At 65.2% G+C, this 24,966-nt stretch carries 28 protein-coding genes; 24 read left to right on the forward strand and 4 right to left on the reverse strand.

What is annotated here, in order from left to right; translation table 11 throughout:
* The first annotated feature begins 94 nt into the window (after positions 1-94).
* On the forward strand, positions 95-862 hold the full coding sequence (locus tag F8E02_RS01975; protein ID WP_317063762.1) for a TIGR01458 family HAD-type hydrolase: 768 nt from the start codon (positions 95-97) through the stop codon (positions 860-862).
* Positions 863-1,969, forward strand: a complete 1,107-nt coding sequence (locus tag F8E02_RS01980; RefSeq protein ID WP_317063763.1) for a hypothetical protein — start codon at positions 863-865, stop codon at positions 1,967-1,969.
* A 12-nt stretch (positions 1,970-1,981) separates the two neighbouring features.
* Here F8E02_RS01980 and F8E02_RS01985 read toward each other — a convergent pair whose 3' ends face one another.
* Both F8E02_RS01985 and F8E02_RS01990 read right to left on the reverse strand, forming a co-directional pair.
* Complete coding sequence (locus F8E02_RS01985; protein WP_317063764.1) at positions 1,982-2,878, reverse strand: DNA-methyltransferase; 897 nt, start codon at positions 2,876-2,878, stop codon at positions 1,982-1,984.
* 41 nt (positions 2,879-2,919) lie between these two features.
* Positions 2,920-3,075, reverse strand: coding sequence for a hypothetical protein (locus F8E02_RS01990; protein WP_317063765.1), 156 nt, complete (start codon positions 3,073-3,075; stop codon positions 2,920-2,922).
* 217 nt (positions 3,076-3,292) lie between these two features.
* On the opposite strand from F8E02_RS01990, the gene F8E02_RS01995 reads away from it, so the two are divergent.
* From F8E02_RS01995 to F8E02_RS02060, 14 genes are all read left to right on the forward strand, one after another.
* Entirely contained in the window at positions 3,293-4,024 is a 732-nt protein-coding gene (locus F8E02_RS01995; protein WP_317063766.1) for an ABC transporter ATP-binding protein, read from the forward strand.
* Positions 4,009-5,121: a SufB/SufD family protein gene (locus F8E02_RS02000; RefSeq protein WP_317063767.1), complete on the forward strand. Its 1,113-nt coding sequence runs from the start codon at positions 4,009-4,011 to the stop codon at positions 5,119-5,121. The genes F8E02_RS01995 and F8E02_RS02000 overlap by 16 nt, the downstream gene beginning before the upstream one ends.
* A gap of 13 nt (positions 5,122-5,134) precedes the next feature.
* Entirely contained in the window at positions 5,135-5,800 is a 666-nt protein-coding gene (locus F8E02_RS02005) for a protein-L-isoaspartate(D-aspartate) O-methyltransferase (RefSeq protein ID WP_317063768.1), read from the forward strand.
* Positions 5,797-6,411 (forward strand): cyclase family protein, encoded by a 615-nt coding sequence (locus F8E02_RS02010; protein ID WP_317063769.1) that lies wholly within the window; start codon positions 5,797-5,799, stop codon positions 6,409-6,411. Before F8E02_RS02005 ends, F8E02_RS02010 begins: the two co-directional genes overlap by 4 nt.
* Positions 6,408-7,013, forward strand: coding sequence for a hypothetical protein (locus F8E02_RS02015; protein ID WP_317063770.1), 606 nt, complete (start codon positions 6,408-6,410; stop codon positions 7,011-7,013). The genes F8E02_RS02010 and F8E02_RS02015 overlap by 4 nt, the downstream gene beginning before the upstream one ends.
* A gap of 37 nt (positions 7,014-7,050) precedes the next feature.
* Positions 7,051-8,307, forward strand: a complete 1,257-nt coding sequence (locus F8E02_RS02020) for a phosphopentomutase/phosphoglucosamine mutase (protein ID WP_317063771.1) — start codon at positions 7,051-7,053, stop codon at positions 8,305-8,307.
* Positions 8,308-8,311: 4 nt separating this feature from the next.
* Entirely contained in the window at positions 8,312-9,511 is a 1,200-nt protein-coding gene (glmU, locus tag F8E02_RS02025) for a bifunctional sugar-1-phosphate nucleotidylyltransferase/acetyltransferase (RefSeq protein ID WP_317063772.1), read from the forward strand.
* 8 nt (positions 9,512-9,519) lie between these two features.
* Entirely contained in the window at positions 9,520-10,671 is a 1,152-nt protein-coding gene (locus F8E02_RS02030) for a sugar phosphate nucleotidyltransferase (RefSeq protein ID WP_317063773.1), read from the forward strand.
* On the forward strand, positions 10,672-12,411 hold the full coding sequence (gene glmS / locus F8E02_RS02035) for a glutamine--fructose-6-phosphate transaminase (isomerizing) (RefSeq protein ID WP_317063774.1): 1,740 nt from the start codon (positions 10,672-10,674) through the stop codon (positions 12,409-12,411).
* A complete protein-coding gene (locus F8E02_RS02040; protein WP_317063775.1) occupies positions 12,408-13,001 on the forward strand; it encodes an acyltransferase in 594 nt (197 codons plus the stop codon). Before glmS ends, F8E02_RS02040 begins: the two co-directional genes overlap by 4 nt.
* Positions 12,998-14,098: a DegT/DnrJ/EryC1/StrS family aminotransferase gene (locus F8E02_RS02045; RefSeq protein WP_317063776.1), complete on the forward strand. Its 1,101-nt coding sequence runs from the start codon at positions 12,998-13,000 to the stop codon at positions 14,096-14,098. The genes F8E02_RS02040 and F8E02_RS02045 overlap by 4 nt, the downstream gene beginning before the upstream one ends.
* A gap of 10 nt (positions 14,099-14,108) precedes the next feature.
* The gene (locus tag F8E02_RS02050) at positions 14,109-15,254 is read left to right on the forward strand and encodes a glycosyltransferase (RefSeq protein ID WP_317063777.1); all 1,146 of its coding nucleotides are present in this window, start codon (positions 14,109-14,111) and stop codon (positions 15,252-15,254) included.
* 82 nt (positions 15,255-15,336) lie between these two features.
* A complete protein-coding gene (locus F8E02_RS02055) occupies positions 15,337-17,991 on the forward strand; it encodes an oligosaccharyl transferase, archaeosortase A system-associated (protein WP_317063778.1) in 2,655 nt (884 codons plus the stop codon).
* A gap of 4 nt (positions 17,992-17,995) precedes the next feature.
* Complete coding sequence (locus F8E02_RS02060) at positions 17,996-18,964, forward strand: histone deacetylase family protein (RefSeq protein WP_317063779.1); 969 nt, start codon at positions 17,996-17,998, stop codon at positions 18,962-18,964.
* 370 nt (positions 18,965-19,334) lie between these two features.
* Here F8E02_RS02060 and F8E02_RS02065 read toward each other — a convergent pair whose 3' ends face one another.
* Positions 19,335-20,510, reverse strand: a complete 1,176-nt coding sequence (locus tag F8E02_RS02065; RefSeq protein WP_317063780.1) for a YcaO-related McrA-glycine thioamidation protein — start codon at positions 20,508-20,510, stop codon at positions 19,335-19,337.
* A gap of 57 nt (positions 20,511-20,567) precedes the next feature.
* Between F8E02_RS02065 and F8E02_RS02070 the strand changes: the two genes are divergently transcribed.
* Complete coding sequence (locus F8E02_RS02070; RefSeq protein ID WP_317063782.1) at positions 20,568-20,858, forward strand: DUF2098 domain-containing protein; 291 nt, start codon at positions 20,568-20,570, stop codon at positions 20,856-20,858.
* Here the strand turns inward: F8E02_RS02070 and nikR are convergent.
* Complete coding sequence (nikR, locus tag F8E02_RS02075; protein ID WP_317063783.1) at positions 20,855-21,277, reverse strand: nickel-responsive transcriptional regulator NikR; 423 nt, start codon at positions 21,275-21,277, stop codon at positions 20,855-20,857. The genes F8E02_RS02070 and nikR overlap by 4 nt on opposite strands.
* A 209-nt stretch (positions 21,278-21,486) precedes the next feature.
* On the opposite strand from nikR, the gene F8E02_RS02080 reads away from it, so the two are divergent.
* From F8E02_RS02080 to F8E02_RS02110, 7 genes are all read left to right on the forward strand, one after another.
* Positions 21,487-22,722: a translation initiation factor IF-2 subunit gamma gene (locus tag F8E02_RS02080; protein ID WP_317063784.1), complete on the forward strand. Its 1,236-nt coding sequence runs from the start codon at positions 21,487-21,489 to the stop codon at positions 22,720-22,722.
* Positions 22,719-23,099 carry a type II toxin-antitoxin system VapC family toxin gene (locus F8E02_RS02085; RefSeq protein WP_317063785.1) on the forward strand — a complete coding sequence of 127 codons (381 nt, stop codon included), beginning with the start codon at positions 22,719-22,721 and terminating at the stop codon, positions 23,097-23,099. The genes F8E02_RS02080 and F8E02_RS02085 overlap by 4 nt, the downstream gene beginning before the upstream one ends.
* 11 nt (positions 23,100-23,110) lie before the next feature.
* Positions 23,111-23,680, forward strand: coding sequence for a DNA-directed RNA polymerase (locus F8E02_RS02090; RefSeq protein ID WP_317063786.1), 570 nt, complete (start codon positions 23,111-23,113; stop codon positions 23,678-23,680).
* 1 nt (position 23,681) lies between these two features.
* The gene (gene spt4, locus F8E02_RS02095) at positions 23,682-23,891 is read left to right on the forward strand and encodes a transcription elongation factor subunit Spt4 (protein WP_317063787.1); all 210 of its coding nucleotides are present in this window, start codon (positions 23,682-23,684) and stop codon (positions 23,889-23,891) included.
* Positions 23,891-24,376, forward strand: a complete 486-nt coding sequence (locus tag F8E02_RS02100) for a GTP-dependent dephospho-CoA kinase family protein (protein WP_317063788.1) — start codon at positions 23,891-23,893, stop codon at positions 24,374-24,376. The genes spt4 and F8E02_RS02100 overlap by 1 nt, the downstream gene beginning before the upstream one ends.
* 64 nt (positions 24,377-24,440) lie before the next feature.
* A complete protein-coding gene (locus F8E02_RS02105) occupies positions 24,441-24,734 on the forward strand; it encodes a 30S ribosomal protein S24e (RefSeq protein ID WP_317063789.1) in 294 nt (97 codons plus the stop codon).
* Positions 24,735-24,736: 2 nt separating this feature from the next.
* Complete coding sequence (locus F8E02_RS02110) at positions 24,737-24,919, forward strand: 30S ribosomal protein S27ae (RefSeq protein ID WP_317063790.1); 183 nt, start codon at positions 24,737-24,739, stop codon at positions 24,917-24,919.
* Positions 24,920-24,966 lie beyond the last annotated feature (47 nt).

Genomic DNA, 24,966 nt, shown 5'->3' on the forward strand with positions numbered 1-24,966 from the left:
GGCAGGGGCCGTCGCGACCGTATAAATACATTTGCGGGCAACAGAAGAGAGAGATGACCGCCTCCGGCAGCCCGCCGCGAGGAGGGGGGACACGATGAAGGTAACAGCGCTCCTGATCGATATCGACGGCGTCCTCTACGTCGGCGACCGCCCGGTCGCCGGGGCCGACCGGGCACTCCGGGAACTCGACCGGCGGGGGATACCCTACCGGTTCGTCTCGAACACCACCCGCCGCTCCCGCCGTTCGGTCGCCCGCCGCCTGGAAAGCCTCGGCTACGCCATCCCGGAGGCCTGGATCGTCACTGCCCCGGTCGCGGCCGCCGCACACCTGCGAGAGGGAGGCCGGACCCGCTGCTTCCTCCTCACCACCCCCGACGCCCGGACCGACTTTGAGGAAGCGGGCATCCGGGCGGTGGAAGAGGACGCCGACGCCGTCGTGGTCGCCGACGCCGCCGAAGGGTTCACCTACGAGAGCCTGAATACGGCGTTCCGCCTCCTCATGGAGGGCGCGGACCTCATCGCGCTCGAGAAGGACCGCTACTGGATGGGGGCGGACGGGTTGATGCTCTCGGCCGGGCCCTTCGCGGCCGCCCTCGAGTACGCCGGCGGGAAGACGGCGGAGGTGATCGGAAAACCCTCCGCGGAGTTCTTCCTCGGCGCGCTCCGCGGGATCGGGGCGGCCCCCGGCGAGGCCGCGATGGTCGGCGACGACATCCGCACCGACATCGGCGGCGCTCAGGCCTGCGGGATGAAGGGGGTCCAGGTCCGGACCGGGAAGTACCGGGAGGAGATCGTCCGCCAATCGGGGATCGTCCCCGACCTCGTCATCGACTCGCTCGCCGACCTCCCGGAGTACCTCTAGATGATGCGGCAACGGGCTCTCGTCCTGCTCCTCCTCGTCGCCGCGGTCCTCGGCGCCGGCTGCCTGGACGGGCTCCTGCAGCCGTCGGTCGTCGCCCCGGCGATCGTCCCGGTCGAGGGGGCGGCCCTCGACCGGACGCCGGTCCACGCCTTCCCCTTCGAGGACGGGTCGGGGACGATCCGGATCGACCCCGACCCGGCGGTCTATGCCGGTGCTAAAGGGGCGGATCGGCAACTCTACCTCAGGAAAGACCTCGGCCGGGAGGAGTGGATCCCGATCTATTATCTGGCGTTCGTCAACGACTCCTACCAGGAGCCCTTCTACGCGGACCTGCTCGCGGCCCTCCGCGAGATCCGCGACCGGGAGGGGCTCGACGACGACCGGTACCTCGAACTGATCGCCGCGTTCGTGCAGGCCGTCCCCTACAGGACCGACGCCTCGATCATCGAGCCGAAGTTCCCGATCGAGACCTACGTCGACGTCGAGGGGGACTGCGACGACAAGAGCCTCCTTCTCGCCGGGCTTCTGGCCCGGGAGGGCTATGGGGTCGCACTCTTCTACTTCGAGGACGAGGCGCACATGGCGGTCGGCGTGAGGAGCAGCGGGTGCTCCTACCGTGATACGGCGTATGCCTACATCGAGGCCACGAACGCGAGTTACGTGGGCATCGCGCCGGAGACGCTCTCGAACGGGGCGGCCCTCGCTACCGATCCCCTGGTGATCCCGGTCGGGGACGGTCCCCTCCTCTACGCGGCGTGCGGCGAGGTCCGGACGATCGAGCACGCCCTCTCCGCGTCGCGCGAGCGGGTCGGGGAACTCGAGCCCGAACTCGCGGTGCACGCCCGGGACCTCGAGAGCCGGAAGGAGGCTATCGAGGCGTTCGGCGCACGGTTGGCGGCCCTCTCCCGGTCCGGAGAGATCCGGGAGTACAACCGCCTCGTCCCTGAGCATAACGGGATGGTCCGGGAGTACAACGACGCGGCAGCGTCCTACAACGTCCTGCTCGAAGAGTCGCGGGCCGCGGTCGAGATCCACAACTACCTCGTCACCCATGCCCATGACCGGCCCGGCTCCTACCTCCGCGCCCGGGCATACCTCACGGCGTGAACCCGGCCGCGCTCACTCCCGGACGATGTAGCGGACCGAGGCAGGGGTTCCGGCCTCCTCCGCCTCGCCGCGGAGCCGGGCTACGGCGGTCTCGCAGTAGCCGGGGGAGATATCGATCCCGATGAACCGGCGGCCCAGCCGGCGGGCGGCAAGGGTGGTCGTCCCGGCGCCGTTGAAGGGGTCGAGGACCAGATCGCCCCGGTAGGAGAAGAGTTTGATCACCCGCCGCGGGAGTTCCTCGGGAAACATCGCCGGGTGCCGGAACTCCCGCATCCGGACCTCCGCCGGGAAGACCCACCGGGCAAAGACCCACTCCTTGAACTCGTCGCCGGTGATGTCGGCGTCCTCCTTCGCCCCGGTCTTCCGGTGGGTCTCCTTATCGAAGACCTCGATGAACTCCCAGGTATACTTCAGGTAGGGCATCGAGGGCGACTTCCAGCTCCCCCAGGCGGTGTACCGGGCGTTGTAGTTGTTCTTCTCCCAGAGGATCTCGGCCTTCCAGAGAAACCCGATAGCCAGGAGCTGGGACGAGATGATGTGGTGGGTGGGGACGTAGTCGGAGAAGAGCGGCTGGACGTTGACCGCCATCCGCCCGCCGGGCTTGAGGATACGGTAGCACTCCCGCCAGACCGCATCGAGCTTCTGGAAGTAGTCGCTCCACTCGCAGGCGTCGCTCGTGCCGCTGCCGGCGTAATGGTGCCCGAAGTTGTAAGGCGGGGACGTGAGAACCAGGTCGATGCTCTTATCAGGGATCTCCGGGAGGACCGTGATAGCGTCGCCGCAGATGATACTGTCCACGAACCGCCGGACGGCGCGGGGCTCGGGGGTCCGGGCGGCGCGTTTCGTGTCGCCCGTGTCCCGCCGGACCTTCTCCTTCCCTCCCGGGTTCGGTAAGCCTTCCCGCCGCATCCCGGCCGGACCCTCCGGGGTGCCAGTATGCCCCGGAGATGTTAAACGTAGCCCCCTGCCTCGCGGGGAATGCGGGGTGCCGGGGTGGTGGCGACGACGTAGATCGCCTTACGCATCTGGCTCCGCCGGACAACGGTCGGGTACCCGGCGGCCCGCTCGGCGAGGCAGGCGAACGTAGTGAATGCAGATCTCTCCATACAAGAAACAGGGCGAGAGCGGTATTTAACCGCGGGCCGTGCGCGGGGTGAAAGTGAAGGGACGCGGGAGCCTCCTGTCGGGTTTCGCCGACACAAAAGGCAATTCTCCCCCATAGCACCCTTTAAAGGCCCCAAATCCCTCGCCGGCCGAAACGGCAGGTGTTCTGGTGGCAAGGGTTAATGTATCCTCTGACAAATACATGAAACGGAGTGCCGTATGCTGGATATCAGTGATTTGCACGTGAGCGTGGATAGCACCGAAGTGCTCCACGATATCAACCTCCACATCGGACAGGGGGAGACTCATGTCCTGATGGGACCGAACGGCTCGGGAAAGAGCACGCTGCTCAAAGCCGTCATGGGGTTCGGCGGCTACGCGATCACGGCGGGATCAATCGTCTTCAAGGGGAAGGATATCACCGACGCGCCCATCCACGAGCGGGCCCACCTCGGGATCGGCCTGATGTTTCAGCACCCCCCGGCAATATCCGGGCTGAAGCTCGGGAAACTGCTCACCGCGACGTCAACCCTCGGAGGAGGCGCGATAGAGGCGCTCGCCCAGTCGGTCAATATGGAGCACTTCCTCGACCGCGACATCAACGTCGGGTTCTCCGGCGGCGAGATAAAGAGGAGCGAGGTCCTGCAGCTGAAGGTCCAGCAGCCCGATTTCATCATGCTGGACGAGCCGGAGAGCGGCGTCGATCTCGAGAACATGAACCTGATGGGCAAGGAGATCGCCGGCCTGCTCGAGAAGGACGTCCACATCGTCAACCGCCACAGGAGCGGCCTCATCATCACCCACACCGGCTACATCCTCGACTACCTCGAGGCCGACCAGGGGCACGTTTTGATCAACGGCGAGATCCGGTGCCACGGAAACCCCCGCGAGATCCTGCGGGTCGTCAAGGAGAAAGGATACGGAGAGTGTCTGCGTTGCAAACAGATGTAACCGATATGGAGCACCTCTCGGAGAAGGACCAACAACGCCTCGCCCTGACCGGCCTTGAGGTCGGGATGCAGAACCGGTGCGGAAGCTTCTTCCAGATCGACCAGAAGGTGGTCCAGACCACCTGCGGGGCCGAAGGGATCGAGATGCTCCCGATCAAGGTCGCCCTCGAGAAGTACGAATGGGTGAAGGACTACTACTGGAACGCCGTCCCGAAGGATAAGGACAAGTACACGCAGTTCATCGCGAAGCAGGAGAACCCCCAGGGCCTCGTCGTCATCGCCCACGAAGGCGCAAAGGTCGAGATGCCCCTCCAGGCCTGCCTCTTCCTCCGCGAGGAGCCGGTGCAGCATGTCCACAACATCTTCATCGCGAAGGAAGGCTCGGAGATCAACATCATCTCCGGCTGCGCGAGTTCTTCGCAGAAGGAGCACGGTGCGCATGTCGGGGTGACGGAGATCTACGTCGGCAAGGGCGCGAAGGTCACGTCCACGATGATCCACAACTGGAACCCGGGCATCAGCGTCTTCCCGCGGAGCGCCACGATCGTCGAAGAGGACGGCACCTTCCTCTCGAACTACGTCTGCATGCAGCCTGTCAAGCAGATCAACATGTACCCGACGGCCCGCCTGATCGGGAAGAACGCCGTCGCCCGGTTCTCGAGCATCATCGTCGCGACGCCGGGTTCACTCCTCGACCTCGGTTCCCGGACCATCCTCGCCGCGGAGAACACGAGCACCGAACTCATCACCCGGGCGATCACCACCGGCGGCAAGGTCATCTCTCGAGGCCACGTCCTCGGCGAGAAGGACAACACCCGGGGCCACATCGAGTGCAAAGGCCTGATCTTAAAAGACGGGATCATCCACGCCATCCCCGAGATCGAAGGGACCCTGACCGGCACCGAACTCTCTCACGAGGCCGCCGTCGGAAAGATCGCCCGCCAGGAGATCGAGTACCTCATGACCCGTGGGCTCTCGGAGGAAGAGGCCACCGCAACCATTATACGCGGGTTCCTGGATGTTAAGATCAGCGGCCTGCCTGCAGTCCTGCAGGCGCAGATCGACGCCGCTATCGACAAAGCGGAATCAGGCTTCTGACGCGCGAGGCACTATGGCGGAGACCGACCCCTACCGGAACGGACGCGAGGAGATGGTGGAGTTCCAGATCCGGGCCCGGGGGGTCAGGGACAAACGGGTCCTTGCCGCGATGCGGAAGGTCCCGCGCCACCTCTTCGTGCCGAAGGACTGGGAACGGGCAGCCTACGAGGACCGGCCGCTCCCGATCGGCGAGGGGCAGACCATCTCCCAGCCCTACATCGTCGCCGTCATGACCGAGCAGCTCGACCTCTCGCCGGAGGACCGGGTCCTCGAGATCGGGACCGGCAGCGGCTACCAGGCCGCAATCCTCGCGGAACTCGCCGGCACGGTCATCTCCATCGAACGTCTCCCGGATATCGCCGACCGGGCACGGCAGAACTTCGCCCGGGCGGGGGTCACCGGCGTTAAGGTCGTCGTCGGCGACGGCACGGAGGGCTACCCTCCGGAAGCGCCGTACGACGCCATCATCGTCACGGCGGCATCCCCCACGATCCCCGAACCCCTGGTCGAGCAGCTCGCCGAGGGCGGGCGGTTGATCGCCCCGGTCGGGCCGCGGGAGTGCCAGGACCTCGTCAAACTCGTCAAGCACGAGAGCAGGGTGGAGACGATCCCGCTCGGCGGGGTCTGTTTCGTCCCGCTGATCGGGCAGTTCGGGTGGAGAGGAGAGGAAGGCCCGTGACGGTCTACGAGATCACCCGGGACCTCTCCGCAGACGCGGTCCTCTACCCCGGAGACGTCCGGCCCCGGTTCCAGGAGATCGATACCGGCCAGTACCGGGTGACGGAGATGACCCTCGGGACTCACACGGGGACGCACATCGACGCCCCGTCCCATTACGTCGGGGGGGGCATGACGGTCGACGCTATCCCCCCCGGCGTCCTCGTAGGGCCGGCACGGGTGCTCGACTGCACCGACGCGGAACGGCTCATCGGTCCGGACCACCTCGCCGGGCGCCTCGCCGGAACCCGGACGCTCCTCCTCAAAACCTGGTTCTCGGGGCGGCGGGAGTTCGATCCCGGCTACCCGTCGCTCTCCTCTGAAGCGGCGAAGATGGTCGTCGAGGCCGGGATCACCTGCCTCGGCACCGACGCCCCCTCGATCGAGGAGTTCGATTGCGACGGCTCGGTCCACCGGCTCCTGCTCGGGAGCGGGACGGTCGTCCTCGAACTCCTCGATCTTGCGGCCGTGCCGGAGGGGGAGTACTTCATGGCGGCGCTGCCGCTGCGGATCAGGGGTGCCGACGGGTCGCCCGTGCGGGCGATTCTCTGGGATAAGGAGGAATTTGCGTGAGTTTCTGGCACGAGGCAATCGGAAAGATCGAGGAAGTGATCAAGGAGAGCGGGGTCGAAGACGGGGTCGTGACGCTCGAAGTGACCTACGGCGGGGACGTCTGCCAGTATCCCAGGGGTGTCCGCATGGAAGGGCACTTCGGGGGGAAGACCGGGCAGTTCGTCACGAGCGACCCGGTCCGGGCCAACACCCGGATCTCGTTCATGTTCGGCTCGGCGCTTGCGAACCCCAAACAGCGGGCGGCGGCAGGCGCGATCGTCAACACCGTCTCGGCGTTCTTCCTCCTGGCACGCAGGCTCCGCCCCTGCACCCCCGACTGCTACGGCCCCTGCCTCGCGGAACTCTCCCGCGAGGTCGCCGGGAAACAGGTCTACCTGGTCGGCCCGATGCCGGTGCTTGAGAAGGCCCTCGCGGGCCAGACGGTCGACTCGCCCGAAGCGGCCGATCTCCTCCTGGTCGCCGGGGACGGCCTGGCGACCGACGCAGGGGTCGCCTGCATCGACGAGTACCGGGGGAAAAAGAGGATGATCTTCCTCGGCCCCTCGACCGCCGGGGTCAGTGGCCTCTTAACTATCGAGCACTGGTGTCCTTACGGCCGATGAATACCTTTTTTTAGGGAAACAAGGATTATACAGGAGTATGCTTTTCGGCTCTTCCGGAATCCGGCAGGAGTTCAGCTCCGGCCTCGTCGACCTCGCGCTTCGTATCGGGGCTGCCGTCGCGGGCGGCGCCTCAAACATCGCCGTGGGCAGGGATACCCGCACGACGAGCGAACTTCTTGAACACTGCGTCGTCACCGGGATGCTCTCGGCCGGTGCAACCGTCCATACCTGCGGCGTCGCGCCCACCCCGACCGTCGCCCACGCGACGGGATGCGTCGACGCGGGATGCATGATCACCGCCTCGCATAACCCCGAGTCCTACAACGGGGTGAAACTCTTCAACCCCGACGGGTCCTCGTTCACCCTCCGGCAGCAGGCGGCGATCGAGGAAGCGCTCGAAGCGACCCACTGGAAGAGCTGGGCCGAGCAGGGGCGCGTCGTCTCCATCGATGCGGTGGAAGCCCACCGCGAGGCGATTCTCGAGAAAATCAGCCTCTCGCGGCCGATCGACGTCGTGCTCGACTGCGGCAACGGCGCCGCGAGCGTCATCAGCCCCGACCTCCTCGCAGCGGCGGGAGCGACCGTCACCGGCCTGAACTGCAACGTCTTCGGCCGGTTTGCCCGGCCCTCTGAACCGCTCGAGGCGAACCTCCCCTACGCCGGAGAACTCGTCAGGAAGCGGGAGGCCGCGTGCGCGATCATCCACGACGGCGACGCTGATCGGATGATGGCCTTTGACGAGCGGGGCCGCTACATCGACGGGGACCACCTCCTGATGCTCTTTGCGAAGTATCTCGACCGGAAGCGCGTCGTCACGACCGTCGACGCCTCGATGGCGATCGAGGAGATCGCCGAGGTCCACCGCACCCCCGTCGGGGACAGTTTCGTCTCTGAGGAGCTCCTCTCCTGGGGAGACTTCGGCGGCGAGGCCTCGGGGAGCTGGATCTTCCCCGAACATTCCTACTGTCCGGACGGGATCTACGCCGCGGCCCTGCTCTGCGAGATCGCGTCCGAGTGGTCGATCGCAGAAGAACTCGACCGGATGCCCCGCTACACCCTTCTCCGGGAGTCCTACCGCATCCCCTCGCCCCGCCAGGTCATGACGGCGATGGGGGCCGACGAACCGACCCACGGGGTCCGGTTCGAGGACGAGGACGGCTGGTATCTGGTCCGGGCGAGCGGCACCGAGCCGAAGGTCCGGATCACGGCCGAGGGCAGAACCCCGGCAAAAGCGAAGGAGATGCTTGAACTGGGCCACGCCGCCCTTGAGAAGGCGAAGCGCAGTCAGGAGTGAGTCTATGCAGTGTGTCGTACTTGCAGCAGGAGAAGGGAAACGGATGCGCCCCCTGACCGCCCGGCGCCCGAAGGTGATGCTCCCCATAGCGAACCGCCCGATGATGGAACACCTGGTCCTCGCGGCCCGCGATGCCGGGATCACCGAGTTCATCTTCGTCGTCGGCTACTTCGAACGCGAGATCCGGAACCACTTCGGGGACGGGAGCACGCTCGGCGTGAAGATCGCCTACGTGACCCAGCGGCACCAGCTCGGCACCGCCGACGCCCTGCGTGCGACGGCGGGGATGGTCACCGACAGGTTCCTCCTCTTGAACGGCGATATGGTCTTAAAGACTGACGATATCCGGGAGTTCTGCACGAGGAACGCACCGTGCGTCGGGATCCACGGGACCGACCACCCGCAGGACTACGGCGTCGTGACGGTGGAGGAAGACCGGATCACCGGCCTCGAGGAGAAGTCGGAGCACCCCAAAAGCAACCTGATCAACGCGGGCGCCTACCTCTTCAACCCCGATATCTTCGACCTCATCACCAGGATCGGGATATCCGGCCGCGGAGAGTTCGAACTGACCGACGCCCTCGAGTCTTATATCAGAGAAGGGAAGCTCACCGCATACCCGCTGGACTACTGGCTCGACGTCGGGCAGCCCTGGGACCTCCTCGACGCGAACGGAGCGCTCCTCGGTGCGATGCAGCACGAGCAGCACGGCACCGTCGAGAACGGGTGTACCCTTCCCGAGACGGTCAGCATCGGGAAAGGGACGGTGATCCGGGCCGGGACCTACATCGAGGGGGCCTGCGTCATCGGCGAGAACTGCGTCATCGGCCCCCACGCCTACATCCGTGGTTCGACCGCCATCGGTGATAACTGCCATATCGGGCACGCGACCGAGATCAAGAACTCCATCGTCATGCCGGGAACAAAGATCCCGCACTTCAACTACATCGGCGACAGCGTCATCGGGAGCGGGTGCAACTTCGGCGCCGGCACCAAGGTTGCGAACCTCCGGCACGACAACGGGGCGGTGAAGGTCTGCGGGAAGTCGACCGGCCGGAGGAAGTTCGGCGCCATCATCGGCGACGATGTCCTCTTCGGGATCAACTGCTCGGTCAACGTCGGGAGCCTCATCGGCAGCAACACCCGGGTAGCCCCCCACTCGCTCGTGGAAGGGTGCATCGAGGAAGGATCGATCATCAGGTGAGGGAGAAGATGCAGGCAGTCATTCTAGCAGCAGGAGAAGGGAGCCGCCTCCGGCCGCTGACCCGGAGCAAGCCCAAAGCCATGCTCCCGGTCGCGAACCGGCCGATCATCGAGTACGTCATCGATGCCCTCCTCGAGAACGGGATCCGCGATATTGTGGTAGTCGTCGGCTACAGGAAGGAGGACGTCATCCGGCACCTCAACCGGCTCGACGCCCCGATCGAGGTCGTCGTGCAGGAACGGCAGCTCGGGACCGCCGACGCCCTCCGGGCGGCCGAGTCGGAGATCACGGAGGACTTCCTCGTCCTCCCCGGCGACAACTACATCAACGCGGAGTCGGTCGCCCGGATCAAACAGGAGCGTAACGCGATGCTCGTCGCCGAACACCCGAACCCCTCGAACTTCGGGGTCGTGGTGATCAGAAACGGCCTCGTCCGCGAGATCATCGAGAAGCCCGAGGACGCCCCGACGTTCACCGTCTCGACCGGGGTCTACTCGTTTACGCCCGACGTCTTCTCCTTCCTCCGGACGACCGAGATCCCCGACGCCCTCGCTGCCATGATCGCGGCGGGCCGGCGGATCCGGGCGATCCCGGCGGACGACTGGCAGGACGCCATCTACTCCTGGGACCTCCTGAAACTGAACAGCCGGATGCTCAAAAGCGTCCGCCCGAAGATCGGCGGGCAGATCGATGCGTCCGTCATCCGGAGGGGGGTGGTCCGCATCGGGACCGGAACGACGATCGGGCCGAACACCGTCATCTACGGCCCCGTCACGATCGGGGACAACTGCAACATCGGCCCGAACTGCGTCATCATGCCCGACGTAAGCATCGGCGATAGGGTGGTGCTCGAACCCTTCACCTACACCGCCGACTCGCTCATCATGAACGACGTCAATATCGGGTCTCATTCACGTATCGTCTCGGCCGTCTTCGGCCAGGGGTGCATCCTCGCGGACCATACCACCACCTACCCGTCTGCGAGTTACATCGAGGTCGGAGGGCGGCCCCAGAAGGAGGAATTCGGCGCAGTCCTCGGTGAAGGCGTCCGAGCGGGACCCTTCACAACATTTAAAAACTGTATAGCAGGTAACAGTGTCACCATCGAGGGGGGGAAGACGGTAGTCGGCCTCCTCGAGGATGGCACCCGGGTGATGTAGATGTGTGGTATTGTCGGCTACATCGGAAGACGGGACGCAACGCCGGTCCTGATCCAGGGATTGAAACGGCTTGAGTACCGGGGCTACGATTCGTTCGGGATCGCAACGGTCGGGAGCGCGATCGAGGTATACAAGAAGATGGGGAGGATCTCGGACGGCGAGGCCGGGGCAGCCCATCTCCACGGGTGCACCGGGATCGGGCACACCCGGTGGGCAACGCATGGCGAGCCCAACGACGTCAACGCCCACCCCCACACGGACTGCACGGGGAAGATCGCCGTGGTCCACAACGGGGTCATCGAGAACTACAGCGAGCTCAAACGGCAGCTCCTGGCACGCGGCCACATCTTCCGGTCGGAGACCGACACCGAGGTGATCGCCCATCTCATCGAGGAGCATTACGACGGCGATCTCCTCGCGGCGGTCAACGCGATCCTCCCCGAACTCCATGGCTCGTATGCGGTCCTCGCGATCGCAGAGGACACCGAGCAGATCGTCGCCGCACGGAACGCGAGCCCCCTCGTCCTCGGGGTCGGGGATGCTGAGGTCTTCGCCGCCTCGGACATGACGCCGCTCCTCGAGTACACCGAGCGCGTGATCTACCTCGAGGACGGCGACGTCGCCGATCTCACCCCCGACCGTTACACCGTCTACCACGACGGCCGGACCGTGGACCGCCCGGTGGAACTGATCAGCTGGTGCGTCGAGGATACCCGGAAGGGCGGGTTCGACCACTACATGTTAAAGGAGATCTTCGAGCAGCCCCAGTCCTTCTACGAGACCATCCGGGCCGGCATCGACGATCGTATCAGGCAGATGGTGTTGGAGGCCGAGGAGATCACCCTGGTTGCCTGCGGGACATCCTACCACACCGCCCTGATCTTCAAGTATCTCGCAGAAGCGCTCTGCAACATCCCCGTGCGGGTCGAACTCGGGTCGGAGTTCAAGTACTTCACCCCCCCTCTCCACGGCCTCGTGATCGCGGTCTCGCAGTCGGGTGAGACCGCGGACACGATCGCCGCCCTGAAGATGGCGAAAGCACGCAACTGCCCCACGCTCGCCATCACCAACATGCAGGGGAGCACGGTCACCCGCGTCGCCGACCAGACCCTCCTGATGCGGGCGGGCCCGGAGATCGGCGTCGCCGCGACCAAGTCCTATACGGCGCAGCTTGCGGCGCTGATGGAGATCGTCAACGTGCGGTGCGACGGGGCGTTCGACGACGTCCTCTCGCACGCCCATCTCGCCATCGGCGACGTCCTCCTCCATGAGATCAAAGAGGCGGTCGCCCTCTGCGCGGGTGCCGAGCACGTCTTCTTCGTCGGAAGGGGAGCGTTTTACCCGGTCTCCCTCGAGGGCGCCTTAAAGATGAAGGAGATCAGCTACGTCCACGCCGAAGGGTATGCGGCGGGCGAACTCAAGCACGGGCCGTTCGCCCTCCTCACCGCGGAGACGCCGGTGGTCGCCGTCTGCACCCCCGGCCCGACCTACGGCGTGATGGCCTCGAACATCAAGGAGATGAAGGCGAGGAAAGCCCCGGTCATCGCCCTCGGCGTCGTCGGGGATACGGAACTCGCCGAGATCACGGACATCTTCATCCCCATCCCGAACACACACCTTCTCGTGCAGGTGCTGACCGCGTCGGTCGTCCTCCAGCTGCTCGCGTACCACACCGCCTGTGCCCTGCAGTGCGACGTCGACAAACCCCGTAATCTGGCAAAGAGCGTGACTGTTGAATGATTGAGTATGGACGTAACGCCCTCGGCGAGGGGGCGACGATATTCGAGCCGGTGACCGTCGGGTTTCCCTCCCGCGACCGGATGGGAGAGAGCGACTACCAGGGCACCAGCATCGGGAGGAACGCGACTCTCCGGTCGGGCACCGTCATCTACTGCGACGTCGTGATCGGCGAGAACTTCCAGTCCGGCCACAACGTGCTGATCCGCGAAAAGACCGTCATCGGGAACCGCGTCGCGATCGGGACGGCGGCGGTGATCGAGGGCGACTGCACGATCGGCGACGACGTCCGGCTGCAGAGCATGGTCTACGTACCCACCGGCGCCCGGATCGGCAACCGGGTCTTTGTCGGCCCGAACGCCGTCCTGACGAACGATCGCTACCCGCCGGGGCCCCACGAGGGCCTCCGCGGCCCGGTGATCGGCGATGATGCGGTCATCGGCGCGAACGCGACGATCCTCCCCGGCGTCGTCGTCGGGGAGGGGGCGTTCGTCGCGGCCGGAGCGGTCGTCACAAAGGACGTCCCGCCGAGGATGCTCGCGGTCGGCGCACCGGCACGGTTCCGGCCGCTTCCCCCGGAGGCGAAACGGTGAAGCGGGAGATCCCGGTCGCCCGGCCGCTCGTCGGTGAGGAGGAGGTCGAGGCCGTCAGCCGCGTGCTCCGGTCGGGGATGCTCGCCCAGGGCTCGGTCGTCACGGAGTTCGAGTCACGATTCGCGGAGTACTGCGGCGCCGCCCACGCCGTCGGCGTCAACTCGGGGACGGCCGCCCTCCACGCGGCCCTCCTCGCCGCCGGGGTCGGGCCGGGGGACTCGGTGATCGTCCCGGCGTTCACGTTCTTCGCGACGGCTTCAAGCGTCTCGATGTGCGGTGCGACGCCGATCTTTGCCGACGTCGATTCCGCGACGTTCAATATCGACCCCGAATCGGTCGCAGACCTCATCCGCGACGACACCCGGGCGGTCATCGGAGTCCACCTCTTCGGGCAGCCCTTCGACGTCGCCGCCGTCCGCGAGGTCTGCGACGACCGCGACCTCGTCCTCATCGAGGACGCGGCCCAGGCGCACGGCGCGGAGTACGGCGGGAAACGGGCCGGGAGCCTTGCCGATCTCGCCTGCTTCTCGTTCTACCCCACGAAGAACATGACCACCGGCGAAGGGGGGATCGTCACGACCGATGACGACACCCTCGCGGAGAGGGTCCGGCTCCTGATCAATCACGGCCAGAGCCGGAAGTACCTGCACTCGGCCGTCGGCTACAACTACCGGATGACGAACATCGCCGCCGCCATCGGGCTCGTGCAGCTCGGCCGGGTGGAGGGGTTCAACGAGCGCCGGATCCATAACGCCCGCTACCTCGACCGCCACCTTGCAGGGACGGGGCTCGTCACGCCCCATGTCTCGCCGGGCGTCCGGCACGTCTACCACCAGTACGTGGTGAAGGTCCCCGCCGGCTACCCGCTCACGCGGGACGGGTTCATGAGCGCCCTCGCGGAACGGGGGATCGGCACCGCCGTCCACTATCCCATCCCCGTCAACCGGCAGCCGGTCTATGAAAACGGCAAAAGCGCTTCCTGCCCGGTATCGGACGACCTCGCGGCCTCGGTCGTGAGCCTCCCCGTCCATCCTGCGGTGACCGACGAAGAACTCTCGTACATCTGCGACGCGGTCCGGGACCTCCGGGCCGCCTGAACCGATAGCCATGCGAATCCTGCTCGTCTCCACCCAGGACTACATCCACCACCCGATCCCCTCGAGGCACCACAACATCTTCGAGGAGCTCGCGAAGCGGCACGAGGTCCACGTCCCCCACTTCCACGTCAGCAGGGGCAAGGAGCGCGAGACCCTCCTTCACGTCCACGAGGCGACGCAATTCGCCGTCGAGAGTCCGTTCCTCCACTACACATTCAACGCGCCCTGCCACTACCGCGTCATCCGCGATATCATCCGCGACCACGATATCGATATCGTCGTCGGCGCCCACGTCCTCGCGGGGACGGCGATGGTCCGTGCGGCGAAGAAGGCCGGCGTCCCGGTGGTCTTCGACCTCAAGGACTGGTTCCCCGACTCCGCGGCCGCCTACTACAAGAACCCGGGGATTAAGTGGCTGCTCCGGGAGGGCGTCCTCGCCATCACCCGCTACAACCTCGACCACAGCGACGTCGTCACGACGGTCTCGCCGGGGCTCGTCGAGAAACTCAGGAGTTACGGCTACGAGGCGGAACTGATCACGAACGGGGTCAACACCGATCTCTTCCACCCGATGGACGGCGGGACGATGCGGTCCGCCCTCGGGATCGCCCCCGACGCCTTCGTGCTCGGCTTTGCGGGAGCGGTCGAGCGGTGGTACGCCCTCGACGAGGTGATCCGGGCGTTCCCGGCGATCCGGAAGGAGCACCCGAACGCGGAACTCCTGATCGTGGGAGGCTCGCTCTTCACCGGCTACCTCGAAGAGCTCCGGGCCCTCGCGGCAGACCTCGGCGTCGGCCGCGAGGTGCACTTCACCGGGGCCGTTGACTACCGCGACCTCCCCGGCTACGTCGCCCCGATGGACCTCTGCCTCATCCCGCTCTCCCCCCCCCAGTGGGTCGATATCGCCCTGCCGAACAAGTACTTCGAGTATTCGGCCTGCGGGAAACCGATCCTCTCCACCCCCATCCCCGATATGCTCCGGATGAGCGGCGGCCGGATCGCCGTCTACCGGGACGCGCAGGAGTTCATGGAGAGGGTCGACGAGGCGGCCCTCGGTCCGGGGCGGGCACCTGCCGGGGTGGAGGAGCACAGCTGGAAGAAGAAGGCGGAAGCCTTCGAAACGATTTTTGCCCGGCTCACAGGAAAACTCCGTTAAACACTCCCCCGTTTTGCCTCCCCGGATACGCCAAGGTTATTAATGGTTCGAAGGGAAACAGATGCATAACAAGGAGGGTCCAATGGCTCACGTGGATCTCGAAAAGTACCGACCATACCTCATCATTGGTTTTATCGTCCTCTTCACCGTGCTCGCGTTCTGGACGCGGGGTCTCCCGGCGGAGGGACTGGTGACCGCCGACGGCGTCAATCTCCTGGGCAACGACCCCTGGTATAACCTCCGTCAGGTCGAGCAGACCGTCGCGAACTTCCCCGGCTACGCCTGGTTCGATCCGATGACGCTCTACCCGAGCGGCGACGTCGTCTACTGGGGGCCGCTCTTCATCCAGATCATGGCGGCGCTCTGCGTCATCGTCGGCGCGACGACGCGGCCGGAGATCATGGTGGTGGCATCGTGGGTCCCGCCGCTGATGGCCGCGGCGATGGTACCGGTCACCTACCTGCTCGCGAGAAAGATCGCCGACTGGAAGACCGGGATCCTCGCTGCCGGCCTGATCGCCGTTGTCAGCGGGAACTACGCCTACCGCTCCCTCTTCGGGTTCGTCGACCACCACATCGCGGAGACGCTCTTCTCGACGATCTTCGCCCTCGCCTACGTCGTCGCGCTGCTGGCCACCCGCGACCGTCCGTTCTCCCTCGCGGACCGGAGCAGCCTCACGGTCGAGAACCTGAAGGCCCCGGTGCTCGCCTCGGCGCTCGCGGGCGTCGGGTACCTCCTCGGCTTCTTCAACATGCCGACGATGATCCTCTTCGCGCTGATCGTGGCGGGGTTCACCCTGGTCCAGTTCTTCATCGACTTCTTCCAGGACCAGAGAAGCGACTACCTGGTCCTCGTAAACGCCGTCACCTTCGGCGTCGTGATCCTCGGGACCGTGGCGTTCGGCTTCCCGCACCCCGGCATCGACCTCTCCCGCTACACGGTCGGGCACGTCATCGCCTCCGCCGCCCTCATCGCAGGGACGCTCGCGCTTTACGGCCTTGCGACCTACCTCCGCGGGCGCCCGAAGTACTACTTCCCGGCCGCGCTCGCAGGGGTTGGGCTCGCCGCCGTCGTGGTGCTCTTCGTGGCCCTGCCGGAGATCTATGCCCTCCTGGTCTCGAGCCTCTTCGCCTTCTTCGGCGAGCAGCCGATCACCACGACCGTCCAGGAGGCCCGGGCCTGGTCGTTTGATTCGGCATGGATGACGTTCCACTGGGGTCTCCTTCTTGCAGCCGGCGGGATCGCCGCCCTGCTCTGGTGGAGCCGCGAGAAGGCGAACCCCGCTCACATCTTCGTCGTTGTCTGGTCGCTGGTCATCCTCGCCTCGACGATGGCGCACGTCCGCTACGAGTACTACCTCGCCGCAAACATCGCCCTGCTCGCCGCGGTCTTTGCAGGAGCGGTCCTGAACGTGACCTGGAAAGAGGTTACGCGCCTCTTCGGGTCCGTCAGTTCTGCCGCCGCCTCAAACCCCGGAACCACGGAGAAGCAGGAAGAGCCGGCAAAGAAGGGGAAGAAGGGAGGAAAGGCTCCCGAGGCTAAAAAGCCGAAGGCCTCCGCGAAAGGCCAGCCGGACTACCTGAAGGTCGGGGCCTTCGCGGCGGTCGTCGCCATGACGCTCCTCTTCGCGGTGAGCTCCCTCCAGGCGAACATCGCTCTCGGCTCCAACTCCCGCTACGGCGGGATCGACTCGCAGTGGACTGAAGCGCTCGAGTGGATGGGTGCAAACACCCCCGACCCCGGCGTCGACTACCTGGCCATCCTCGACCAGAAGACCTTCACCTACCCCGAGACCTCTTACGGTGTCATGTCCTGGTGGGACTACGGCCACTGGATCACCTTCCTCTCGAAGCGGATCCCGAACAACAACCCCTTCCAGCACGGGGTCGCCGGCCCGAACGGGTCCGCGGTCTACTTCGTCTCGACCGATGAGGCGGCCGCGAACCGGGTCCTCGACAACATCGGCACCCGTTACATCGTCACCGACATCCAGCTCGCCACCGGGAAGTTCCACGCCCCGGCGACCTGGGCCGACCCCGCCGTCGGGAACACCCGGTTCGAACCCCGGTTCTTCGTCCCCGCGAGCGCGGGCTCGACGAGCCACCAGGTGATCCCGTTCTATAACCGGGAGTTCTACCTGACGATGATCTCCCGCCTCCACAACTTCGACGGGTCCATGACCGACCCGACGGTGCCGGTGATCTACGCCGAGTACCGCGACGCAAGCACCGCAAACACCTCGCTCCCCGTCATCACGCGCACCGAGCAGGTGAACGCCACCGAGGGCGCCGCCGCGGTCGAGGCCTACAACAGGAACGCACCTCCCGGTTCCCACGCCGTGCTCTTAAACCTCTACTACCAGTACCGCGGCGACTCGATCCTCCAGCCGGTCGAGCGGGTGCCGGCGCTCCAGCACTACCGGCTCGTCCACGAGACGCCCCAGAACATCTACGGCAACGTCGGCGCGAATGGTCCCGACCTGAAGGCGGTCAAGATATTCGAGTACGTCCCGGGCGCCGTGATCAAGGGCGACGGCATCATCGAGGTGCCGGTCACGACGAACACCGGCCGGACGTTCACCTACCGGCAGGAGAGCGTGAACGGCACCTTCGTCGTCCCCTACGCGACCGACGGCGCCGGTGAGGTGAAGACGACGGGATCGTACCGGATCGCGGGCACGGGCCAGACGTTCGACGTCTCCGAAGAGGATATCCTGCAGGGACGCACCATCAACTAGAAGGATGCGGACTTCGGTCATCTACGGTGACATCTTCACCAGACACGATATGGAGGCTCATCCCGAGTCGGGCGCCCGGTTGCGGGTAGCCCTCTCGGGTGTCCCCGATAATGTGCGGTGGCGCGCCCCGGTCCGGGCCACCGAAGAGGACCTGGAACGGGTCCATCTTCCCCGCTACGTCCGCTGGGTCAGAGAGATGGCGACCGGGACCTGTTTTTTGGATCTGAACACCTACGTCACCTGCCACTCCTTCGAGGCAGCCTCCTACGCCGCCGGGTCGACCTATGCCGCCGTCGAGCGGGCGCTTGAGGGCGAGCACCTCTTCGCCCTGGTCCGTCCGCCGGGGCACCACGCGGAGCCCGACCGGGCGATGGGATTCTGCCTCTTCAACAACGCCGCCGTCGCGGCGGCGAAAGCATTGCAATCGGTCGACCGGGTGGCGATCCTCGACTGGGACCTCCACCACGGCAACGGGACGCAGAAGGCGTTTTACGGGAGCGACCGGGTGCTCTACTGCTCGGTGCACGAGGAGAACAGTTTCCCCAAGACCGGGTGGATCGACGAGATCGGGACCGGGGCGGGCCGGGGCTACACCCTCAACGCCCCGCTCGCGGCAGGATGCACCATCGCCGATTACCGGTATCTCTTCGCCGAGGTCTTCGTCCCGGCGATCGTCCGGTTCCGCCCCGACGTCCTGATCGTCTCCGCCGGCCAGGACGCCCTCGCCGACGACGAGCACGGGCGGATGAACCTCGTGCCCGACGACTACGGCACGCTCACCGGGATGCTGGTCGACGGCACGGACCTCCCCCTCGCGCTGACGCTCGAGGGGGGTTACGGCCCGTCGCTCGGCGAGGGGATCGCCGCTATCTTCCGGGCCCTCCGGGGGGAGCGGCCGGTCCCCGCGGAGAGGCCGCTCCACCGGGGGACGGAGCGGGTCGTCGAGATCCTGAAGAAGGTTCGGTTTTACTAAACGACGTTCCCTCAGGAACGGAGTTCGAGCACCGTTAGGTGCGAGGTGCGAGCAGCCGGAACTTGAGATAACGCGAAGCGTTTTCGAGCGCGACGTTCCCTCAGGAACGGAGTTCGAGCACCGTCAAATGCGAGCGGCGATGGGCCGAAGGAGCGGGACAGGTGCAACTGCGGTGCCGGTGCGGAGTTAGGGGTTACCAGAGTCTCACGCGAAGCCGCGAAGAACGCGAAGTAGGTCAGCTGTTGACAGCCCCCTTCGCGGCTTCGCGCTCTCGCACCTAACGGTGCTCATGCTCCGGACGTTCCGTCCGTCGCACTTCGCGTGAGATTATGTCATCCCTCTTGCGCTGTCGACTCACGCAAAGAGAGCCTCACCCCTGCGCGGACCGCTTCCGGTCGGGGTCCATGTAGGATACCTCGAATCCGGGCATGACGACCCGCACCACCGGCACCGCCGTCCGCGAGAGGTCGCAGACGCAGACCCGGTCCGTGTGGGGCCCGACCTCCTCGAGCACCCGCCGGATGTCGAGGTCGAACCGGGGCGTGCTCGCGTCGGGCACCCCGGCGATATCGAGGGTCTCCGCGTCGGCAAACCACATCCGGTTGATCCGCTTCAGCCGGTCGTAGCCTGCCTTCCGGAGGACCAGTTCCCGGCCGGGGTCGGTGCGGCCGCCCTGGAGGTAACTCCCCCGGCTCTGGGCGACCTCGGTCAGCGCCCGGAGCGCCGCGATCTCCGGGGATAGGTGGGTCCCCGATCCGATGACGAGCATCGCCGGATCCTTCGTGACGGTGTCGTCCGCGGCGGCCGCGACGGTGGGGATGCCGGTCTTTCCGTCGAGCAGCCAGAGGTGGATCGCGATCCCGTTCTCCTCGAACCGATCGAGGACTTCGCGGGCGGGCGAGGCGCGCTCTATCGTGAGACGGCGGCCGAGATTGCGGTTCCGCTCGGCGATGCTGAGCGCGTCCCGCTCGATAACCTCAAAGAGGGCGTGCAGGATCGCCTCCTCGACGACGTTGCCGGATGCAAGCCCGTTCGTGTCGCTCCGGAAGAACGGCACGGCCATACCGAGCGAGTCGTAGGGGTGGAAGACGGCGTTGCTCGGGAGGTAGACCTCCTCGTCGTTTAAGATGTCCCACCCCGGCGTCCAGTGGAGTTTCTCCCCCTGCACGAGTTCCCGCGGGACGATCAGGTCCTCCGGGTGGACCGCCCGCCCGGGCCCGATCTCCTCGTAGGTCGCGTACTCCATCCGGTCGCCCCGGTACTCGGCGCAGTAACGCTCGAGCGCCTCCATCATCGCCGAGACCCGGGCATGGATCGGCTCCCTGCCCTTCCCGGCGTGGGCACGGACTCCTCCCCGGGCGGCCCCCGGCCGGAGTGCCGTATAGACCGGGATCCCGAGACGGTCCAGAGGCGTGACGTCCACGATCTCCGTAACCCCGATCTCCCCCATCAGCGGCTCCACTGCGGCGCGGGTCTCTTCAGGGGACCGGGAACGGTGCGTTCCATCAAAGTACAACTTCTCTACGGGGCGAATCGTGATTGCCATTCAAGATCCCTTTGGAGGTGATACCTTAATAGTATGGCAGATGTACTCTAACTTCGTATGAGCACGGATGACGTGAGCGTGGGCGCACTCGTCCGGTATCCCCGCACCGGCACGACCGGGAAGGTCGTGCGGGTCGAGGAGATCGAAGGCCGGCAGTATGCCGAGATCGATACCACCGGGCTCTACTACCAGGTGGACGAGCTCATCAGCGCCGACCGCACGGCCGCGCCCACGGAGAGAAGAGAGCGCTCCCTCGAAGATTACATCGAGGAGCACAGGGAACTGCAGGAGCAGCTCGAGAAGGTCTGGGAGAAGGGGACCGACCAGAGCTGCGACGGCGGCGGCTAACCCTCGATCGGTATGGTGGTGAGTTTCACCGCCTCGACACCTTTTTGTGCCATCAGCCGTTCCGTGATATCCTTGAGTATGGTCCCGTCCCCCCGGACCAGAATAACCTCAAGACACCTGTTGTGAGTCACGTGCGAGTGGAGGGATGCCTGAATGTTGCCGGCATACTGGTGCTGGATCTCGGTGAGCGTCTGGAGCAGACCCCGCTGGTCGTGGTCGTAGACCAGGGTGATGACGCCCTGGCGCTCCCCTTTGACGTCGGATATCCACTGGTAATGAGTGATGTAACTCCGTATTGAGTCCCGTATCCCTTCCGAACGGGAGGAGTATCCCCGGAGGTTCAGGATCTCGTCGAATTTATCGAGAAGATTCTTGGGTAGAGAGATCCCGATACGTGAAAGTTCGGTATCACCTGACATACTATACTCAGCTTCTTATCTCACTTCATGGAGTATAAATTTTCGCTAACAATCGGGGGCGTTTTTCATACTTCGTATGTTGCCAAGAGGGCCACAGGCAGGAAAGCACCCGGAGATACCGTAAGAGTGGAGGAGAGGCAGACGCGCAACCCCTACCGATTATGTATAAGTAGTGTCACTATATATTGGATAAGGAGGTTCGAAAACTTTTGCGAGATGCATTCATTCCCGGCGTCAATATTGGACTCGTGGGTCATGTCGATCACGGCAAGACCACGCTGGTCAGCGCGCTAACCGGCACCTGGACCGACCGGCACAGCGAGGAGATCAAGCGTGGCATCTCCATCCGGCTCGGCTACGCAGACGCGACTTTTTACAAATGCGAGAACTGCGAGGGGGCCGAGGCATACACCACGCAGGCCAAATGCCCGGCATGCGAAGGAGAAGCCGTCCCGTTCCGGACGGTCTCGTTCGTCGACGCTCCCGGCCACGAGACGCTGATGGCGACGATGCTCTCCGGTTCGGCGCTGATGGACGGGGCGATGCTCGTCATCGCCGCAAACGAGGTCTGCCCCCAGCCCCAGACCAAGGAGCATCTGATGGCGCTCGAACTCATCGGCATCAAGAAGATCGTCATCGTCCAGAACAAGATCGATGTGATCACCCAGGCCGAGGCTATCGAGCACTACAAGCAGATCAAGAAGTTCATCAAGGGCACCATCGCCGAGAACGCACCCATCATCCCGGTCTCGGCACAGAAAGGAGTCAATATCGGCGTCCTGATCCAGACCCTCGACGAGGTCATTCCGGAGCCCGAACGCAACCCGGACGTGGATCCACTGCTCCTCGTCGCACGGTCGTTCGACATCAACAAACCCGGCTGCAGCTGGCGTGACGTGAAGGGCGGCGTCGTCGGGGGCTCGCTCATCAGGGGCGTCCTGCACGAGGGCGACGACATCGAGATCCGGCCCGGCCGGCAGGTCCAGATCGAGAACCGGACGAAATGGGAGCCGATCGAGACGAAGATCACCTCCATCAACGCCGGCCACATCAGGGTGGCCGAGGCCGCTCCCGGAGGCCTCCTCGGCGTCGGGACGAAACTCGATCCCGCGCTGACGAAGAGCGACGCTCTTGCCGGGCAGGTTGCCGGACTCGTCGGGAAGCTCCCGCCGGTCTGGGACCGGCTGAAGTTCGACGTCACGCTCATGGACCGGGTGGTCGGTGCGGACAGCGAGCAGATCATCGAGCCCTTGAAGCACAAGGAGCCGCTGATGCTCTCGGTCGGCACCGCCGTCACCGTCGGCGTGATCACGAACACCAAGAAGAACCAGGTGGAGGTCCTGCTGAAGCGAGCCGTCTGCGCGGAGGTCGGGGCCCGGATAGCCATCAGCAGGCAGGTCGGCGGACGATGGCGGCTGATCGGCATGGGTGTTCTGGTCGAGTGAGGGTACTCCTCGACACGAACGCCCTCCTGATGCCGGCCCAGTTCGGGATCGACCTGTACGACGAGTTGATGGCTCTCTTCGGGGATTTCGAGCCGATCACGCTCGAAGAGGTGATCGGAGAACTCCAGGGGCTGGCCCGGGGTCGCGGACGCGACGCGGCTGCCGCCCGGGTGGGCCTCGCGATGGCCCGGCGCGCGACGGTCGTGCCGAGCGAGAGTGGCGCGGAGCGCGTGGACGACCGGGTGGTCGATTACGCCCGGCGGGAGGGCTGCGTCGTGGTGACGAACGATCGCGGACTCCGGAACGCTCTCCTTCACGAGGGTATCGATGTCGTCTCGATGCGAAGAGCACGGACACTGGAACTGCTGAGGGGATAGGTGAGGAAAAAATGTATTATAAAATGACACTGGAGGACAAGGTGCGGGTTCCGCCCCACCGCCTCGGGGAAGACCTGGAGAAGGTCATCCTCAACGTACTGCAGGAGCAACTGGAAGGGAGCATCGCAAAGGAGATCGGGATCTTCATCGCGGTGACCAAGATCCTGAACGTCGGCGAGGGAGAGTTGATCCCCGGCGACGGGGCCGTCTACTACGACGTCCGGTTCGAGGCGGCGGTGCTCCGGCTGGCGCTCCAGGAGGTCATCGAGGGCGAGGTCGTCGAGACGACGAGTTTCGGTGCGTTCATCAGCCTCGGTCCCATCGACGCCATGCTCCACGTGAGCCAGATCTCCGACGAGTACATCAACTACGACGAGAAGAACGGCAGGCTGATCTGCCAGGACTCGAAGCGCCACATCGCCGTCGGCGACGGCGTCCGTGCGAGAGTCGTCGCGCTCTCTTTGAACGAGCGCGAGCCCCGGGAGAGCAAGATCGGTCTCACGATGCGGCAGTCGGGTCTCGGCACCTCGATCTGGCTGGAAGAGGAACTCGAGCGCGAGAAGAGCAAGGGAGCGACGTAAGATGGTCGTGCGGGCGAAGAAAACGAAAGCGGTCAAGGTCTGCCGCGAATGCCACCGCGTCGTCGAGGGGGAAGCCTGCGTCATCTGCGGCACCTCGAACCTGAGCGAGGACTGGGCCGGTTACCTGGTCATCATCGATCCCGAGCACTCGGAGATCGCGAAGAAGATGAAGATCACCCTTCCCGGCCGGTACGCGCTGAAGGTCCGCTGATGCTCCGGCTCCCCGAAGCGCACCGGGACCTCTTCAAGAAACCGTTCGGCACCCTGTATGGGTCTATCGGCGAACTCCTCCCCCGGCTGGAAGGCCGGGCGGTCTACGCCGTCGGCGACGTGGTGACCCACAACCTTCTCGAGGCGGGGGTCGTCCCGGATATCGCCATCATCGACGGTTACACGATGCGCTCACCCTGCACCCGCTCACCCCTCCTCCAGGCGAGAAGGCTGACGGCGAAGAACCCTCCCGGCACGATCACCGACGCGCTCGCGGAAGCGATCGGCGACCTCGTCCGGAACCCTCCCGGCGCCATCTTCGTCGACGGCGAGGAGGATCTCGCGGTCATCCCGCTCGTCCTCGCCGCGCCCCCCGGCGCCGCCATCCTCTACGGCCAGCCGGGAGAGGGGGTCGTCCTCCGCATCGTCGACGAAGCGGCGAAGCGGGAGGCCGTATCCATGCTCGAAGTCTTCGTGCGCGAGTGAGGCTCATCTCCGCTTCACAACCCAGGGTTTAAATAAATCTGTCAACAACATTTTAGGGATATTGATGGACTTCGAAATTACCCGTGACGTGAGGAACGAGCTGCTCAACCGGAGGGAACTCTCATTTACCCTGACCTTTGACGGCCCGACGCCCTCGCGGAAGAGCATCCAGGAAAAACTCGCCGCGATGCAGAATAAGAACGAAAATCTTCTCGTGCTGGACCTGGAGAGGACCCGGTACGGTGCGATGGAACTCGTCGGCCGTGCTCGCATTTACGATGACGAGGAGAGCAAGAAGTCGACCGAGAAGGCATACCTGCTCAAGCGCGGCGAGCCGAAGGCCGAGACCGAGGCGTAACCATGGCGGCCAAGAAGCAGCAGGAGTCGACCAAGGTCAAGAGACACGAGTGCTACGAGGTCAAGGGCGAGAAGGCAGTCCTGCAGAAGCGGCACTGCCCCCGGTGCGGCCCCGGCATCCTGATGGCCGAGCACGAGGATCGGGCAGCCTGCGGCAAGTGCGGCTACACCGAGTTCCGGAAGTAGGTCCTCACCTTACCGATACCAGAATACCGCCGCGGCCTCAAGCCAGC

The sequence above is a fragment of the Methanoculleus caldifontis genome (assembly GCF_032842345.1).
In the GTDB taxonomy this organism is placed as follows: domain Archaea; phylum Halobacteriota; class Methanomicrobia; order Methanomicrobiales; family Methanoculleaceae; genus Methanoculleus; species Methanoculleus caldifontis.